Annotated in this window: 14 protein-coding genes; 2 read left to right on the top strand and 12 right to left on the bottom strand. The window is 36.7% G+C overall.

Annotation, left to right across the window (positions count from 1 at the left end):
* Positions 1–4 precede the first annotated feature (4 nt).
* Together CP366_RS04890 and CP366_RS04885 are read right to left on the bottom strand one after the other, a co-directional pair.
* Positions 5–1,333 (bottom strand): ATP-binding protein, encoded by a 1,329-nt coding sequence (locus tag CP366_RS04890; RefSeq protein WP_061204485.1) that lies wholly within the window; start codon positions 1,331–1,333, stop codon positions 5–7.
* Positions 1,334–1,337: 4 nt separating this feature from the next.
* Positions 1,338–3,158: a TerB N-terminal domain-containing protein gene (locus CP366_RS04885; RefSeq protein ID WP_089147578.1), complete on the bottom strand. Its 1,821-nt coding sequence runs from the start codon at positions 3,156–3,158 to the stop codon at positions 1,338–1,340.
* Positions 3,159–3,372: 214 nt separating this feature from the next.
* On the opposite strand from CP366_RS04885, the gene CP366_RS04880 reads away from it, so the two are divergent.
* Positions 3,373–5,031: a phosphoenolpyruvate carboxykinase (ATP) gene (locus tag CP366_RS04880; protein ID WP_054832632.1), complete on the top strand. Its 1,659-nt coding sequence runs from the start codon at positions 3,373–3,375 to the stop codon at positions 5,029–5,031.
* A gap of 88 nt (positions 5,032–5,119) precedes the next feature.
* Here the strand turns inward: CP366_RS04880 and CP366_RS04875 are convergent, their stop codons facing one another.
* Positions 5,120–6,739 (bottom strand): ABC transporter ATP-binding protein, encoded by a 1,620-nt coding sequence (locus CP366_RS04875; protein WP_089147577.1) that lies wholly within the window; start codon positions 6,737–6,739, stop codon positions 5,120–5,122.
* 64 nt (positions 6,740–6,803) lie between these two features.
* Complete coding sequence (locus CP366_RS10695) at positions 6,804–6,974, bottom strand: hypothetical protein (protein ID WP_155634313.1); 171 nt, start codon at positions 6,972–6,974, stop codon at positions 6,804–6,806.
* Between the two features lie 161 nt (positions 6,975–7,135).
* On the opposite strand from CP366_RS10695, the gene CP366_RS04870 reads away from it, so the two are divergent.
* The gene (locus CP366_RS04870) at positions 7,136–7,990 is read left to right on the top strand and encodes an Rgg/GadR/MutR family transcriptional regulator (RefSeq protein ID WP_089147576.1); all 855 of its coding nucleotides are present in this window, start codon (positions 7,136–7,138) and stop codon (positions 7,988–7,990) included.
* 145 nt (positions 7,991–8,135) lie between these two features.
* On the opposite strand, the gene CP366_RS04865 is transcribed toward CP366_RS04870, so the two are convergent.
* The 8 genes from CP366_RS04865 to glmS all read right to left on the bottom strand — a co-directional run bounded on the left by CP366_RS04865 (position 8,136) and on the right by glmS (position 17,453).
* Positions 8,136–8,549, bottom strand: coding sequence for a bis(5'-nucleosyl)-tetraphosphatase (locus CP366_RS04865; RefSeq protein WP_089147575.1), 414 nt, complete (start codon positions 8,547–8,549; stop codon positions 8,136–8,138).
* A gap of 149 nt (positions 8,550–8,698) precedes the next feature.
* Positions 8,699–8,926: a hypothetical protein gene (locus CP366_RS04860; RefSeq protein WP_023487899.1), complete on the bottom strand. Its 228-nt coding sequence runs from the start codon at positions 8,924–8,926 to the stop codon at positions 8,699–8,701.
* Between the two features lie 86 nt (positions 8,927–9,012).
* On the bottom strand, positions 9,013–9,744 hold the full coding sequence (locus CP366_RS04855) for a carboxymuconolactone decarboxylase family protein (protein ID WP_089147574.1): 732 nt from the start codon (positions 9,742–9,744) through the stop codon (positions 9,013–9,015).
* A gap of 160 nt (positions 9,745–9,904) precedes the next feature.
* A complete protein-coding gene (locus CP366_RS04850) occupies positions 9,905–11,074 on the bottom strand; it encodes a mannitol-1-phosphate 5-dehydrogenase (RefSeq protein ID WP_089147573.1) in 1,170 nt (389 codons plus the stop codon).
* Between the two features lie 2 nt (positions 11,075–11,076).
* Positions 11,077–11,529, bottom strand: a complete 453-nt coding sequence (locus CP366_RS04845) for a PTS sugar transporter subunit IIA (protein WP_005720866.1) — start codon at positions 11,527–11,529, stop codon at positions 11,077–11,079.
* Between the two features lie 15 nt (positions 11,530–11,544).
* On the bottom strand, positions 11,545–13,326 hold the full coding sequence (locus CP366_RS04840) for a PTS mannitol transporter subunit IICBA (protein ID WP_089147572.1): 1,782 nt from the start codon (positions 13,324–13,326) through the stop codon (positions 11,545–11,547).
* A 121-nt stretch (positions 13,327–13,447) separates the two neighbouring features.
* Complete coding sequence (locus tag CP366_RS04835; protein WP_089147571.1) at positions 13,448–15,520, bottom strand: BglG family transcription antiterminator; 2,073 nt, start codon at positions 15,518–15,520, stop codon at positions 13,448–13,450.
* 121 nt (positions 15,521–15,641) lie between these two features.
* Positions 15,642–17,453 carry a glutamine--fructose-6-phosphate transaminase (isomerizing) gene (gene glmS, locus CP366_RS04830; RefSeq protein ID WP_089147570.1) on the bottom strand — a complete coding sequence of 604 codons (1,812 nt, stop codon included), beginning with the start codon at positions 17,451–17,453 and terminating at the stop codon, positions 15,642–15,644.
* Positions 17,454–17,845: the final 392 nt, after the last annotated feature.

The raw sequence follows: 17,845 nt of genomic DNA, 5'->3' as shown, positions 1-17,845 counted from the left end.
ATCCTTAAATTTGAAATTCAGTGTAATCTTTTTCTTGATTATCAGATACTGCTTCAGACTTAGCATATGAAAATTGGTCTGAATTAAGCAAAGTCTGAATATCTGTCTGTGGATTTTGCCAAACAATGTCTAACAATTCAATAAAGTCACGAATAATTTCACGCGGCGTAATATTAGTATCCGCACCAACCCGCGCATATTCAATCTTGATAAATTGCGCTAAATCATCATCCGTAATTGTCCGTTCATAGCCATAAAGTCCCGCATGCATGTCAGCCAATTTTTCCGTTAAAACCAACATCTCTTCTGCGGTTAGTGGTTCCAGCTTAATCACTGGCGCATACATATCACGCGCACCTGCTTGAGCAAATTTTCCAGTTGCTAATCTACTACGCAAAGCTTCATATGAATAAACGCCACGGCGACGATCCTCGATTGCTTGCGGTGTACCACACATGATGATTCCCAGGTATTTTGCCTTTCCCTGCAAGGTATCGTTATACATCGTCAAAATCTTTTCATAGTTGTACTGGCGGCTAATTGCATTCGGAATTTTATAGATATTAACCAATTCATCAATCATGATCATTAAACCAGCATAGCCCGCTTGTCTAAAGAAAGTCGCAAATAACTTTAAATATTCATACCAATCACTATCACTAATAATGATATCAACGCCTAATTCCTTTTTAGCCTCAGTCTTATGGCTATATTCTCCTCTGAACCACTTGACTACTTTAGCCTTAGTCTCATCATCACCACTCATATAAGCGTGATAGTACATGTTCAGCAATTTAGCAAAATCAAAACCATGAACTAATTCGTTTAATGAAGAAATGACGCCATAGATTTTCTGGTCAACTGCTTGCTCAAATTTAGGATCATCATTATTTAAGCCTGTTTCTTGCGAAACTTGCATCTGCACTGAATTAATCCAGCGATCTAGAATCAAAGTCAAGGCACCACCTTCAGGCCTAGTCTTAGTTGATAAGTTCTGAATTAATTCACGGTATGTTGCTAAACCCTGTCCTTTTGATCCTTGCAGCCGACGTTCAGGTGATAAATCACCATCTACAACAACAAAATTTTTATCCATCACATAGTTACGGATCGTTTGAAGTAAAAAGCTTTTTCCTGAGCCATAACGACCCACGATAAAACGAAAGCTTGCTCCGCCTTCTTGAATAACATCCACATCGTGTAATAGGGCCTCAATCTCGGCCTTTCTCCCCACGGTAATATAAGGTAACCCTATTCTTGGCACTACCCCACCCTTTAATGAATTAAGGACAGTTTGCGCAATTCTTTTTGGTACTCTTCTTTTTTGTGGCATGATTTCATCCCTTCAAAAACATATCTTTTAAGTCATCTACATAATCGGTAATTACTTGTGGTTGGTCCTGTTCGTTATTTTCTAAAACCACATCACCGAATTCATCAAATAATTTTTCATTAATATTATCCATCAAAATTGATGCCATTAAGTGGTGCTGCTTCAAATAGGTCTGCCAAGGCTGCTGCATCAGCAATGCAGTTAAGAAAAACATTTCATTTTCATCTAAGCCATATTCATTATCAACTTTGACAGTTTCATCTGCTTGTTTTTCTACTTCTTCTTGCGCTTCTGCCTGCTCTAGCTGCTTTTCCTCATCCGTTAACAAACTATCACGCGTCTTCGAAGCATTGGCCCGAATTTGATCCAAATCGGAAAAATTAATCTTAATCTGATCAATCTGCGCCTTTTTTTCTTGAATGTGATATTCAGCAACCCCCGCGTTAATTGCCTTAAGTACAGCTTGATCAATAAATCGCGGCTTAATCGACCGACCTAGTTTAAATTCTGTTCGCGCCACTCTATCTAATTCATGGAGAAAATTATTTAAATTAACCCGCTGACGGCTGATTTGTTGATCACAATGAATTTGCCATTTTCCTTGGTAAAAATGATACTTTCTTACTGCATCAATCTGATGGTCAGCTACTTGTTGTTTTCGCAGATAAAAAACACTGCCTGCAAAGATTGGCTTTTCAATTATATCAGGCTTGCCCACAAACGCACTGTAATATGCAATGCCGTATTTTTTAGCATCCAGCAGCTCCAGCCACACGTAACGCAACAGTTGAACAAATAACTTTTCATTCTTATTAATAACTTTAGATGAATTCCAATAAGTCGTTTTCTTTGCAAAGACTGCTGCTAACTCTTGCGCAGTAAATTTTTCTGGATGGTGTAAAACCTCATAATCATGATCACGCTTAATCTCAGATGCAAAGCGCTGCTTAATAATTTTTTCGTCTAAATCATAATAAAGAACATAATCTTTGAGCCAGTCTTGTAAATATACATCAATACTAATGTCAAATTGTCGCACATATTTTCCTTCAAATTCTAACAGCTTTTCATATCCATCTTGTGCGTCATCAACACCAATATTGTTCAGTAATTCATAAATATAAACAAAGGCATAAGATGTACTCTTTTTTTCAAAAACATGCTGGCGAATCTTGCTACGCCAAGTAAAGTAACTTCTAAGCTGCCCAGTATTCATATCGTGATAAGTTGGATAAAAACGCTTAAAGGCAAAAAATTCAGGATAATCATCATCATAGTCGGCCATCATCCTAGCCTGTTGATAAAAATTCTTAGCTCGGCCACGACTGGGCAAAATGCTGTAGTCATAAATTTCTAGCATCTTTCTAATTCTATCTGGAACCAGACTATTGTTATGCTTCTTGCGAAGATTTTCACTTGGTTTAATTGCTTGGGCTTGATAGCGGTCATCTACTTTATCTGGTGCAATATAAAAATATTGATTCTGGGCGATATTTACTTCATCACCATTCATCGCCAGTTTAAAAGCAAAATCAAGTGCTTTTTTGAGTGAATCTTCACTAACTTTTTCTAATATTGCCCCAACCCAATCTGCCGCCTTGATCTTCATTGGATCAGTGAAGCCAGGCAAATCTCTTATTAGTGCAGCCATTGCACCACATTTCAGGTCCAATATACTCTGACCTTGCCCACGTGATAACATCGCAAAATAACCACTATCAACTGGTGACATTAAAACGTAAACGCTAGTGGAACCTGGTACAGCAGGCTTAAATTTCAAACCATATTTGGCATAGACATATTTGAAGAGTTGATTTGAATCCATTTTGTCTCCTTTTTTTCGCACGTACGTTCATTATATCATCGATTTATTTTTTACCAAAGTCACGCATGTCAGCTCCTCATGTATATTTTTAGGTTTCATAAATTTTATATTTTTATATTTGTGTGGTTATTAACAAGCAATTATGTTACTATAGTTTATGTAAGTTATTGAAAGCGTTTTTATAAAAGCTTCCTAGAGAGGACAAAAACTTAATATGAGTACAAAAGAACGTTATTCTCAAGATGAATTAAGAAAAGATAATCCAATGTTTAGCCGCACTCGTGCCACTATTGAAAGTGCATTTTACGGCAACAATGTCCACGAAGTAACCAGTGTTGCAGAAGCTTATAACTTAGCTAAGAAGCAATCAGGCGTTATTGTTACTGACTTGCCAATCTTACACACTAAGGAATTAGGTTTGCCACATGGTGCAACTCAATTGGTTTACAACCACGGCAAGATTTTAGGTAGAACTGCCAGTGCTCGTCACTTCGTTGACAATCCTAATGAAGATGCTGAAGCATTAGACGGCAACTTACGTGAAGATATTTACAAGGGACATGAACAAAAATACTTAAAGGCTACTGTTTTAGTAGGTCTTGACCCATCATTCACTGTAAAAGCTCACATCATGATGCCCGAAGATCAAGCCTTTAACCTTCTTTCATACATCCTTAACTTCCACTTCTTTGACGATGAAGCTGAAAAATTATACGAAAAATCAAAATTCTATGATGAACCAGATATTTACTTCTACTTCGATCCAAATGTTCAAGACGAAGATTACCCTAAGGGCTTAGGCGTATTTGACGCTCCACATAACTGTGCTGCTGTCTTCAACCTACGCTACTTCGGTGAACTTAAGAAAGGTACTTTGACCTTAGCTTGGGCAATTGCTCACCGTCATGGCTACACTGCATGTCACGGTGGTGAAAAGTCATTCCACTTTGACGATAAAGATGATAAGACCTTTGCTTTCTACGGCTTGTCAGGTTCAGGTAAGTCAACTTTGACTCACGAAATGTACGATGGTAAATATGACATCACTGTTTTGCACGATGATGCCTTCATTATTTCACGTGAAGATGGTTCTTCAGTAGCCTTAGAGCCTTCATACTTTGACAAGACTCACGACTACCCAGCAGGCCACCACGAGACTAAGTACTACACCACTATTATGAACTGTGATGTAACCTTAGACAAAGACGGCAAGAAAGTTATCGTAACCGAAGACTTACGTAACAACAACGGTCGTGTTATCAAGACCCGCTACACTAGTCCTCACCGTGTAGACTTCGAAAAGTCACCAATTACTGCATTGTTCTGGATTATGAAGGACGGTTCATTACCTCCAATTATCAAGATTGATGACCCAGTATTGGCAACTACTATGGGTTGTACTTTAGCAACCAAGAGAACTTCAGCTGAAAACTTGCCTAAGGGCTTTGACATGAATACTTTAGTTATCGAACCATTCGCAGACCCATTTAGAGCCTACCCAGTTTCAGGTGACTACAGAGACTTCAAGGAATTGTTCACTAAGCGTGGTGCTAGCTGCTACAGCTTGAACACTGATGCATTCATGGGCAAGGATATTCCTAAGGAAGTTACTAAGAAGTTAATCGAAGACTTGGCTAACGGCAACATCAAGGATAGCGACTTCAAGCCATTCGGTAACTTCAAGGGTGTATCATACTTACCTATTGATGGTTATGAAGTTCACCTTGAAGACCCAGAATACCAAAAGACCTTAGCTAAGAGAATGCAAGATCGTTTGAACTGGCTCAACAAGTACGATGAAGAACACCCAGAAACACCAATCCAAGATGAAGCTAAGAAGACCTTGGAAGCTATCATCAAGGAATTGAGCTAATATTAAGGAAATAAATTAGTGTCTCATTCAATTAAAATTTAATTTCTTAATGACGAAAAGACGAGAGTTGATTAAGCTCCCGTCTTTTTTATTGCTCAATGTAATTTTGCTTCTGTAGTTTGGCATCTATCAGTTTATAAACTTGCACTTTATTCTCTTGTGCAAGTTGTGGATTATAGTTATGTGCTATTTCAATGACAATAGCCGGCAATTGGTAGATTATCTTATGAATGGCATCACTATTTTTAGGGTCTAAACTTGAACAAATCTCATCAAGCAAATATATCTTCTTAGAACGAATTAGACCTCTAACTAAAGCAAGTCGTTGTGCCTGACCACCTGATAAATTGTTCGCGTCATCTGAAATTAATTTATCTAAAAAATCATTGCCAAACTCATGAATCAGTCCCATCTTTTTTGCTTCATGAAGCATTAGATCATCAGGTATGTTTTGCAGAAGTGATAGATTCTCCCTCACTGTACCTTGGAATAACCAGATTCTTTGCGAGATCTTGATGAAATCGGCAGGATTAATTTGATGACCAGCAAAGGTGATTTCACCGTTATACTTCAGATTATTAGCAATACAATTAATTAATGTACTTTTCCCAATGCCTGAAGCCCCAGTAACAATGATCTTGTCATGATCACGCAAAGTTAAATTTATACCATCTAAAATTTTCTTATCACTATATGAAAAAGACAAATCTTTTATTTTCAAAATAGCTTGAGAGTCATGATTATCTTGTTTAACACTTTCACTTTCTTCAAAATTATAGCTTTTTATTTTTCTAATTGCATCGGTGCTATGAATTTGAGTCTGATACAAAGCAATTGTTCTTAGATATCCCACAACCCTATCAGCTGACAAACTTAAAGTTATAATGGCCGCTACCGTTACGTTAAACCAGCCTCTCTGCATAAAAAGCAAGCCAATAAAAATTGGTAGCAATAGTGTAACTAAAGAGATTAACCATGCAATGAATTGTACCTGGAATTGACAATTATTCATCTTACGATATTTGTCTTCCTCATTAACCAAGATTCGATCAAATCGTTTAAAGAAAAGATGTCTGACACCAAAATTCAGTATTTCTAAGCGTCCTTCAAATATATCCTTCATTGCCTGAATCAACTGTGAGTTAGATTTATTCCATTTTTCGGTTTTCTCATTCATCCTCTTCTTGCCAATATAGCTTGGAATCAGGGTTAGTGCTGAAAGAAGCAAATAAATAATTCCCAAAATCAGATTAGTTTCTACAACAACTATTGCCGATGCAACCACATTAAATACAAACTGAACTATGTCAGTTATCCCAAAGAAATATTTTTGTTCAATTTCTTTAGCAGTACCACTAATCGAATTGATTACATCTGCTCCTCTTGCTTGCTTCATGTCTGAATTAGCAAATTTAGAATAAAAATATTCTTGCTTTAAAGCAATATTTAATAGCATCACAATTCTATTTTGAACCAAATAAAACAAGAGCATGGCTATGTAGACTATCAGATATGCGCCAAAGGCTAAGCCAATAAATTTATAAACGTGGTCAATGTTACTAAAATTGATATTAGTTAATTGTCCAAACAGTACAGCATTTAATACCCCTTCAAATGCTGAAATGGCCGATAAAACCAGAAAAACTATTTGTAAATATATTGGAACATGTTTTACTACCCATTTAAAATTTATTTGTTGTGTGTTCATTGTTTAATACCCACATATTTCTCATAATCAACAAGCCAATCTTCATCATTTTTATAAGAATGATTCATACACTTTTTAAACCCAATTGCTTTAAATCATCTTCATCTTTAGTTTCTAACAATTGTCGCTCTTCTAGAGACAAGTGATACTTATTCACTAAGGCATCAATATTCTCCAAAGAAATATTTTTACCATCAGAAAGATCCTTAATTAATTTCTTCATACCTTCAGACATTACTATACATCCTATTTTCTCTCGTTAAGTAATGCATAATTTTCAACTTGCAATTTACTGTGTATGGGATTGATATCAATGCTTCCCATAATTCCCCAAATGCTTATAATAATAACAGTAAGTATTCTCTTATTTTTTAATTTCAAAGCCAGGAATTCATTATGTACGGTCAAAAATTTAAAGCACTTCGTCTTCAACAACATATTTCACTAGAGCAAGCTGCTAACAGAGTTATCTCTCCATCGACTTTATCCAGATGGGAGAATAATAAGATTGATATTCGCTTCAATTTAGTTATTAAGCTTTTAGACAATATTCATATAAACCTAAAAGAGTTTACTAATTACTGCAAAATTAATCATAGTAATCCATTTGTTGCGAAAGTGGCTATGTACTATGAAGCCAACGATGATCGTCATATTTTGCAATTAATACAAAGCAAGAAAAAAGAATACCAAAATTCACATAATCAATTTGATTTACTTCTACTAGCTATCGCATGTAATTGTTATTACGATCTAACTGATAACAATGTTTTCCCAGTGAGCTATCAAAAGAAATTATTCTACATTTTATCTAACATTGAATATTGGACAGAGATGTACATCAATGTTTTTGGTAACACTGTTTTTCTCTATGACAGCAAGGAACTATATAGTATTTCAATCAGAATTCTTAAAAATTTAAATTCTAATACATTTAATGATTTTCAAGAATATTTTTATGCTTTATCCTCTGTCATCAACGCCCTAACCGCTCTAATTATCAAAAATCCCAAATTAGCATCACAGCTTTTAACTAAAATAGAGAAAGTTTCAATTCCTAAACCAATCTCTTACTTAAAAATTAGAACTAATGTCCTCAAGTATCTTTTAGATTACCGTTTAGGCAAAACAGATGAAAAGCTTATCTCAATTAAGCTAGAAAATTTAAAGTGGTTAGGATTAACAGATATTGCAAAAGACTTAACTTTCTTCTTTAACCGTATAAAAAATGATCGTTCACCTCTTTCCTAATTCATTTGCCTATTATATTACCCTCATTTTTATCTAATTGATTTTTCTTTGCAAATATGCAAAATTATTTTTAGCAAGAATAAAAAAGCCTATTAAATCTAGGTGTTTACAAACCCTGATTTAATAGGTCTTTTATGCGTCTTTTTTATTGCTCAATGTAATTTTGCGCCTTAGTTAAAACATCCATCTTTCCATGCTCAGTCAAATACTTTTGGGCCTCGACCAGACTCACCCACTTGCTAGCTAAGATTTCCTCTTTTTGCGTTTTGACTTCTTGTCCTGCAAGATATTTGGCTATAAAGTAGACAACCGTTTTTTCTTTATTCTCTGTTAATTGATATTTGACCTTTTCCTTAAAGTTAAAATCAAATTCCGGCTTTAGGCCAACTTCCTCAAAAACTTCTCTTTTAGCAGCTTCTTCAGCATTCTCATCATTTTCCAAATGCCCTTTTGGAAAGCCCCAATTATAATTTACGACGCTCTGCACGATCAAATATTCCAGTTCGCCGTCTCTACGCTTTCTGTAAATAACTGCACCTGCAGAATGTTCCATCTTCATTTTTGTCACCCAACCTTTATATTGAACAATTATTAAATATTTATTAATGCAGGTCAAGCGATTGAAATTAAAAAAATGGCCAGATCTTTGGCGATCTAGTCATTTTACTCGCAGACGAAATTGTTAAGTCTATTGATAGAATATTTTAGTTACTTCTTCAAGTTCTTTTCGCAGTAATCCTTAACCTTGTCATCATCGGCCTTAAGAATCCATTCAACAGCTTCTTCGGTCTTCATCGTGTCACGACCATTTGCTTCCATTTCGTGGTCCCAAATAGCGTCACGAATAGGCATTTCATTACCCTTAGCCCAATCAAAAACTTGATCCATATTTCTATCAATTAATGCAGTTTCTTCAATTTCTTTTGCATCTGCCATAATAAAAAGCTTCCTTTCTGATAACAGGTATATTGTAGTTTTATTAGAGACAACTGTTAACAAAAAGAGCCTTTTTTATTTAAATTCTAATTTTTGCCATTAACTGCTTCATCAGCCTTATTCACTACACTAACCGCATTAAGTGAACGAGGATAACCAATGAATGGTACGTTTTGTTCAATGACCTTCATCAAGAATTCCTTGTCATTGCCTAATTTGATATTTGCTTGAGTATGAGCCATTAATTGAGGTTCACAACCACATTGTGCAGCAATATAACAGAAAGTAATCATTTCGCGATCATTGTCATCTAAGCCTTTTCTGGTGTAGTAATCGCCAAAACAATTATCTACAAGCCACTTGTTAATAGTACCCTTCTTAGAAAAGTCCTTCATTTGTGGACCAAACAAGCGCATTTGAGTTTCCTCACCTTTTTCAAGGCGATTGTCTAGTGTAGTAGTTGCTTGACCCGCAAGAGGTAATTCAACGCCGCGCTTAGTTAAAACATCATTAGTAATCTTGAAAAATGGGAAAACTCTACCCAAACCTAAATAATCAACCGCTTGATATAAAATTTCCTTAGCTTCAACTGGGCTAACACCATTGTCCAATGCGACTGGAAGCATTACTTCATATTCTTCTTTTCCTTGCATCCCCAAGAAGTAAGCTAAAGTTGACAACATCTTGGTACGATCAGGTAAATCAACGTCTGCCTGCACTTCGTCAAAAGCAAAATGATTAATTCTTTCCAAAGCTTCAGGATCGGTCACCTTTAATAAGTTTGCATGAGCTCTTTGAGCATCTTCTTTAATTGACATATTTTTTCCTTTATAAGTCTAAACGTTTATCTTCAACTTCTATTTAAATACGATTAAGTTCAAAAGAAAAATATCTATTATTTATCTCGATAAATAACTTATCATTATAGAAAATACCCTGAGGGCATTTTGTCTTCAGGGTATTTCTGATTTAGGCTATTTAATTTTTAGCATCTTCTTCAGCATCATGGTATGACTTAACGATTTCTTCAACTAATTCTGGGTCATCATTTAAACCAGTAGTCTCAACAATGACATCCTTCAAGTCTTCATCCTTAAGCATTTGCATCAACTTAACACTTTCCTTGTCGTTAGGTTCATCAAAGTGATAAATTCTACCAACAGTTTCCATTAAGGCACTGTAGTCCAAACCTCTGTCCTTCAATTCACGGATTGGACGGATAAATCTTTCATTGTAGCCTAACTTACGGATTGGAGTTCTACCAACACGAGCAATATCATCTGAAATATATGGGTTTTGGAATCTGCTCAAAATCTTGTTGTGGTATTCTTCCAAACTTTCTTCGGTGAATTCCTTGTTCCACTTGTGGTAAAGAAGTGAACGGGTTTCACTCAAGACACGCTTAACTTGCTTTAAAACAAATGGATCCTTAATAGCATCCCCAATAGTGTCATAGCCAAGGCTCTTGCCAGTATAAGCAACAGTTGCGTGTCCCGTGTTAACTGAGAATAACTTTCTTTCGATGTAAGGCTCAAGGTCTGGTGCATAGTCAACGCCCTTTAACTTGATATCCTTGTTCTTCATTTGGCTTTCGTCAATAACCCATTCCTTGAAGTCCTCAACTGAGACAAACAATGGATCGTCATTATGTTGGATAGGAACAATTCTGTCTACAGCTGCGTTAGGGAAGCCAATGTACTTGTCTATTTCAGGCTTAACGTCATCGTCCAAGTGCTTATAAACTTCTTCTTTTAAGTGTTCTGAACCGCCAATCATGTTTTCACAAGCAATCACATCAAGTGGAGTAGTGTTGCCTGATTGAATTCTAGCAGTTAATCCTTTGGCAATTAATGGAGCAATGATTGCCAAAATCTTTGGACCAATGGCGGTAGTTATCATATCGGTTGATTTAATTGCTTCAACTACCTTGTCTGGATCCTTAGCATTGTTAATTCCATCAACATTTGAAACATGAATTCTCTTCTTACCAGGTGCGGCTAATTCAATGTCATATTCACCACGCTTGTTTAATTCATCAATAATAGTTTCATTAACATCAACGAAGTCAATGCCAAAACCATTATCTGCTAAAGTTTCACCAATAAATCCACGACCAATATTACCTGCGCCAAAATGTACTGCTCTCATGTTTAATCTCCTACGTTCTTTAATAAATCAATAATTTCTTCTGGTGTTTGTGCGTCTGCAAGCTTTGCAACGTTGGAAACATCACTACAGAAAATAGCAATCTGTGACAAAATATTTAAGTGTTCATTGTTCAAACCAGCAATCCCAAAGACAACGGTTACCAATTGCTCGGTATCATCCTTAGGGTCACTAAAATCAACGCCCATTGGAATTTGGACTACCGAAATTCCAGTTTTTTTAATGTGCTTCTTACCTTCGTCAGTTCCGTGAGGGATGGCGATGAAATTACCCATATAAGTCGACACATCTTCATTACGGGCAAGCATTGAATCAATATACTCTGGTTCGACACAGCCGCCATCAACTAATAATTGACCGGCCATTCTAATTGCTTGATCCCGCGTTGGTACGTCTTGATTAAGTTTGATCATTTTTGGATCTAATTGTAATGCCATTTAGCTCATCCCTTTCTAATTCAACTTTTGAATAGCTTCGCCAAGCTTTTTATCTTTAAGTAAATCATCAACAACTAGGGTTTGAATATCACTGTATCTGACAGCCAAGTTCTTATTAGCAGCTGGAGTAACAATTACTAAGTGACTTGGATCATCAGTCAATTCGTTGATTCTTACTGCCTTAACAGGAGTAGTCTTACCAGCCTTCTTAATTGCGTCATTGAATAAACTAGTTGCCATAGTAGCGGTACCTAAGTGTTGATCGTGACGGATGAAGTCCACTTCTTTAACTTTACTGAAGTCGATTCCTTCAAGTGAACCAACCTTCTTAACTGGTTTTTCAACCTTTGGCTTATCTTCTACTTGAGTTAAAGCTTTGAAGCTAGCTACGATTGTGTCATATTTCGGACTACTCAAGAAGTTGCCAACCGCCACGTGCATTGCATGTGGAGTCTTTTGTAAAGCGCGGTCAGCTAATTCTTCTTGCGTGATGACCAACAAACCATCTTCATCTTTCAAGTTTCTAACAGCGGTATTGGTTACTGAAACCTTAATGCCAGCCTTCTTGAATTTATCACGCAAAAGTGAAGCACCCATAGCAGATGAACCCATACCTGCGTCACAAGCAAAGATAACTTTCTTAACATTGGCATATGACTTAACTGATTCATGTGCATCTTCAGCTTCCGGCATTGATTGACCTTTAGATTGGGCCTTCATGGCTTGCATTTGGGCTTGTTTTGCTTCTAACTCATCACCAGTACTCTTGTCGTTTTTAAGAATAATTGCGGCAATAATGAATGAAACAACTGCGGCGCCAAGAACACCAACAATATTACCGAAATAAGCATCCTTTGCGGAAACAAGCAAGATAGCTAAAATTGAACCAGGTGAAGCAGCTGCTTTTAATCCACCACCAAGAGTAGTGAATAAGAAAGTACCAGTAACACCACCACCAATAGCGGCTAAAATCAATGATGGTTTCATTAATACATACGGGAAGTAAATTTCATGAACCCCACCAAAGAATTCAATGATGGCAGCACCAGGAGCTGAGCTCTTTGACTTACCCTTGCCAAATAAAGTAAAGGCAAGCAAGATTCCAAGTCCTGGACCTGGGTTTGATTCCATTAAGAACAAAACTGACTTACCAACTTGTGCAGCTTGTTGGATACCTAATGGAACTAAGATCCCGTTACCAATAGCGTTGTTCAAGAACAAAACTTTGGCAGGTTCAATAATGATGTTGGCTAATGGTAGTAAGTGAACTCTAATAATTGCATTTACTCCTGCACTAGCCCATTGACTGCCGACTTCCATAATCGGTCCAATGATAAAGAAGGCGAAAATCGCAGCGATCATACCTAGAATACCAAGTGAAAAGTTATTGTAGATCATTTCAAAACCAGATTTAATCTTGTCCTGGAATACTTGATCTAGTTTCTTCAATAACCATGCACTAAGCGGACCCATAATCATGGCACCTAAGAACATTGGTTGATCAGTACCAACAATTACACCTAATGTACCGATTGCACCAGCAACGGCACCACGTTCTTCATAAACCATGCGACCACCTGTATAACCAATTAACAGTGGCAACAGGTAATGAAGCATTGGTTGAACTAAGTTATTAATTTCTTTGTTAGGGAACCAACCGTGTGGATACATAAAGAATGCAGCGGTAAGTCCCCAAGCGATAATGGCACCGATATTCGGCATGATCATACCGGATAAAGCTGTACCAAATTTTTGAACCTTCACTTTAACGGAAGATTTACTCTTTGCTTGTACCATTTTCTTCTCCCTCTCTCTTTAACTTACATTTTTATCCTAAGTCAATCAGTAAGCGTTTACAATGACACAAAAATAGAACTCTGGCACAAAACTGTGCCAGAGTCTGAGTTTGCCTATTCTATTAGGCTTTTAAGTTCTTACTTGATGTAAGTGATTTTTTGATTTCGCCCAAAAACAGATTAGCAAGAGCATCTTTGATCTGTTCTTGATCACCATTGGTGAACAAATTTAAGTTGCTGTCACTCATGATGATCATGCTGGAAACCATGCTTAATAGTTGTTGCTCTGAGTCGGATAAATTGTCTGGTGCCAGCATTAGCAGGATTCTTTTAACCTGAATTGTGTTGTGGTCCATTGATAAAAGCGAGATTTCATTGTCCAAATCAAACAAAGTGAAGGAACAACGAGTAATTTCTGAGCTTCTAGTGTGCAGCAGTGCAATATGGCTGTTAGGGATACCAACTGGTGCCATCCTTACTCTTTTAAGTAAATTTTTGGCTACGGGCATTTGCTTGCGAATCAAAGTAGAGTCCGAGTGAGCCAAGCATTCTTGAATTACTGCGATTAAATCCTGCGAATTGTATTCCAGATTCTGAATCGTAATGCCATTTACAAGTTCTGAGCAAAATAGCATACTGATCGACAATTTAGATAAACGAGCAGCAGAATGCTTGTGGCTACTTTCGACCATCGGTTGTGTATCGGCATCAAGCGGATACTTTTGTTCATAATCCTTAAGATAATTTCGGATGCGATCAATTTCATTATCTAAAAGTAATGGACTAACTAACTGATAGTCTCTTGAAAAGCCCTTTAACTTTAAAGTTGAAAAAATCAAGTTGTATTGCGAAAGATCGATTTGATTTAAGGTCGAAACCCGGCTAACTTTGATCTGCTTGATCTCAGAGAATTCTTTTTTAAGACGGGCACTTAAAATAGCTGAAGTTCCGATCCCGTTTTCACAAATAACCAGTGCTGAAAGATTACGGCTATTGTTTTGACTGGTATACTCATTGGCAAAATACAGTAAAATCAACTGCATTTCTGAATCCGTCAAATGGTTATCAGGAAATTCTACATTCCAATATCTTTGAATGGCCGCATACAATTTATCAAACTTTTGACTTAAACCAGCTAGGATCTCAATTGGCGTATCCGGCAAAAGAGAAACTCGATGTTGCACCAAAGTGATAATGTGCTTAGTCAACTTAGTCATAAAGTTAGGATCTTTTTGAAAATCCCATCGCACTTCTTCTGAAACTGATTGCACAAAATTCTTCACTTTAACAGAGATCGCCAATTCACGGTCGTTATAAGTCAAATATGTGTTGTGATAGTCACGAGACAGCAATTTATTAGCCAAATATGTAACGTCGTTTTGATCCACCTGAATACTGCTAGTTTCTGTTTTGGCAAATAAAGCCATAAATCGATAAACATAGCCCTGATATTTAAGCGTATCTTCTGCAGGTTGAATAAAGTCTAATTTGCATCCCGCCATGGTTCGTTTAAGCGTAGCCGCAAAGACCAAAATAAGTTCGATCACCTTTTGATCGGTATCAATTTTAATGTTATTAAAAATGCTGTCCTTCAAACATGAATCAACCGTCAATAACAACTTTTTATCGATCAGATTCAAAAATGGATCTTTGCTTTTAACATCATTGTGCAAATATTTGAAGAAATCATACTCGTTAATTTCGTTGAGCATGATATCCACAAAGACCTGACGGCGTATCTTTTCAGGCGCTTCAACCAATAAGCCTACGCCCTTTTTACGGATTAACTTAATGTGGTAGCGATTGAGCGATTTTTCCACTGAATTCAAATCATTCTGAATCGTAGCTTCACTGACATTCAAATCCAACGCAAACTGGATAATCTTACAAGGCTCAGTACTAATTAAAAGTGTAGCCGCAATCGTCTTTTCTCTTTTATCAATCGACATCACGGATTGACTATGCGAGCTGCGCACCAGCTCCTTAACTTCTTGCAATTGCTTAGCATCGCCTGATAAATAGTACTTACCCCTTTGGTTAACGATCTCCAAATTATTTTTCTTTAAATCGCCAAACTCACGATAAACTGTCCGCCGACTAATCCCTAAATTTTCCTCAATTTGTTTAATCGTCACACCCGTTTGATTCTCAAGTAAAATCTGCAGGATCTGTTTCTGTCTTTGCGTTAAAAACATACTATCGCCTTTTATCTATCCATAAATTATTTCTTAAGTAGATTATACTTGAACGCAAAAAAAGAAGACAGACCTTAGTCTGCCTTCTAAAGAATTATTATATGTGTAATTTTAATTGTTATTATTCAACAGTTACACTCTTAGCCAAGTTACGTGGTTTATCAACGTCTAAGCCCTTATCCTTTGAAGCGTAGTATGCAAGAAGTTGAGTTGGAACAACAGTCAAAAGTGCTGACATGTAGTAGTTAATGTCAGGTAAGACAATATCATCGCCATCTTTAGCAAAGTCTTTACCAACAATAGTGATGATACTTGCGCCACGAGAAACAACTTCTTGAATGTTACCACGAGTAAGATCAGCGGTAACTGGGTCATTAATCAAAGCAATAACTGGAGTACCCTTTTCAATTAATGAAATAGTACCATGCTTAAGTTCAGCTGCAGCGAAACCTTCAGTTTGGATGTATGAAACTTCCTTTAACTTCAAGGCACCTTCAAGAGCAACAGCGTGATCAATACCACGACCAATGTAGAATGCGTTTCTTGATGGAACTAAGTATTTCTTAGCAAGCTTTTCAAGCTTTTCCTTACCATCAACAATTTGTTGGATACCTTCAGCAGCAATAGCTAAGTCATGCTTCAAGTTCCAGTCCTTTGCTTCTTGAACGCCTAACTTTTCACCCAATGCCTTAGCAAGAACTGCTTGCAAAGCAACTTGAGCGGTATAAGCCTTGGTTGAAGCAACAGCAATTTCAGGGCCTGCACCTAAAAGCATAGTGTAATTTGCTTCACGAGAAAGAGTTGAGCCTTCAACGTTAGTCATAGTCAAGCTTGGAATACCGCGCTTGTTAGCTTCCTTCAAAACGACACGTGAGTCAGCAGTTTCACCTGATTGGGTAAGGAAGATGAAGAATGGGTGCTTGCTCATCATTGGGAAGTGGTAACCTGCTTCTGAAGCATAGCCAACTTCAGTAGGAATACCAGTGTAATGTTCAAAAATAGACTTCCCAACAAGTCCTGCGTGGTAACTAGTACCTGCAGCAAAGATGTAAAGACGGTCAGCCTTAGAAACGGCATCAACGATATCTTGATCAACCTTTGGTTCACCATTTTCGTTTAAGTAGTTTTGTGAAATGTGACGCATAACGCCAGGTTGTTCATCAATTTCCTTTAACATGTAGAATTCGTAGGTACCCTTTGAAGCCGCGTTTGGATCAATGTTCAAAACGTGTGGTTCACGGTCAACTTTCTTGCCGTCAACAGTTTCAATAGTGTATGAATCCTTAGTAATGTCACCAACGTCACCGTCTTGTAAGTCAACGAAAGTCTTAGTTTGGTCAAGAACTGAAATAGCATCTGAAGCAATAATGTTAAAGCCATCACCAATACCAAGCATCATTGGTGACTTGTTCTTAGCGATAAATACGTGATCTGGTTCAGTGTTATCAATTAATAAGAATGCGTATGAACCCTTAACAAGCTTCAAAGCTTCCTTGAATGCTGAAAAAGCATCTAAGTCTTTATCACGAGCAATCTTGCTAATTAATTGAACAACTACTTCAGTATCAGTGTCTGAATGGAACTTAACACCTTGTAAGTACTTTTCCTTTAATTCAGCATAGTTTTCGATAACACCATTGTGAACTAAGTAGAAGCGCTTAGTTTCATCGTAATGTGGGTGAGCGTTATCAACAGTTGGCTTGCCGTGAGTTGCCCAACGGGTATGACCAATACCAACTAGTCCTTCTTCATCTGGAGTTAACTTTTCCTTCAAGTTTGAAATACGGCCGACAGCTTTAGTTAAGTATTCATGACCATTTAAATCGTTTAAGTAAATACCAGCTGAATCATAGCCACGGTATTCCAAATTAGTTAATCCACTTAAAATAATATCTTTTGCAGGCTTACCTACAACTCCTACAATTCCGCACATATTTTTCTCCTTTGGTCTAGTTCAATAATTATCTAATGGACTAGTTCATATTTATTGTTACAAGTGCAATAATAACCTTTTTTAATAAAGCGGTCAAGCGATATATTTCAAAATTGGTATAATATTTTTACGGCAAAAAAATAACTATCAGTTATTAACAACTGATAGTTATTTCTTATTAATTTATCAATTATCTATCACTGTCTGGAATGCCTTTTCCTTCGTAATGTCCAGTTGATACAATTAAACGCTTTAAGAAACAATGCTTAGCTTTTATTGTTGACGACACTTTAATCAAATACTCTAATTAAAAAAGAAAAGCCAGAGCCAATAAAGGGAAACTGTCAAATCTTTTGTGTAAATAGATCTTTCTCGTAAATTGATTTTTTAAT

Origin of the sequence: Lactobacillus sp. UMNPBX15 (assembly GCF_002553785.1) — a bacterium.
Lineage (GTDB): Bacteria > Bacillota > Bacilli > Lactobacillales > Lactobacillaceae > Lactobacillus > Lactobacillus crispatus.
The sequence above is the reverse complement of the archived record's forward strand: the minus strand, read 5'-3'. Positions and strand labels throughout refer to the sequence as shown.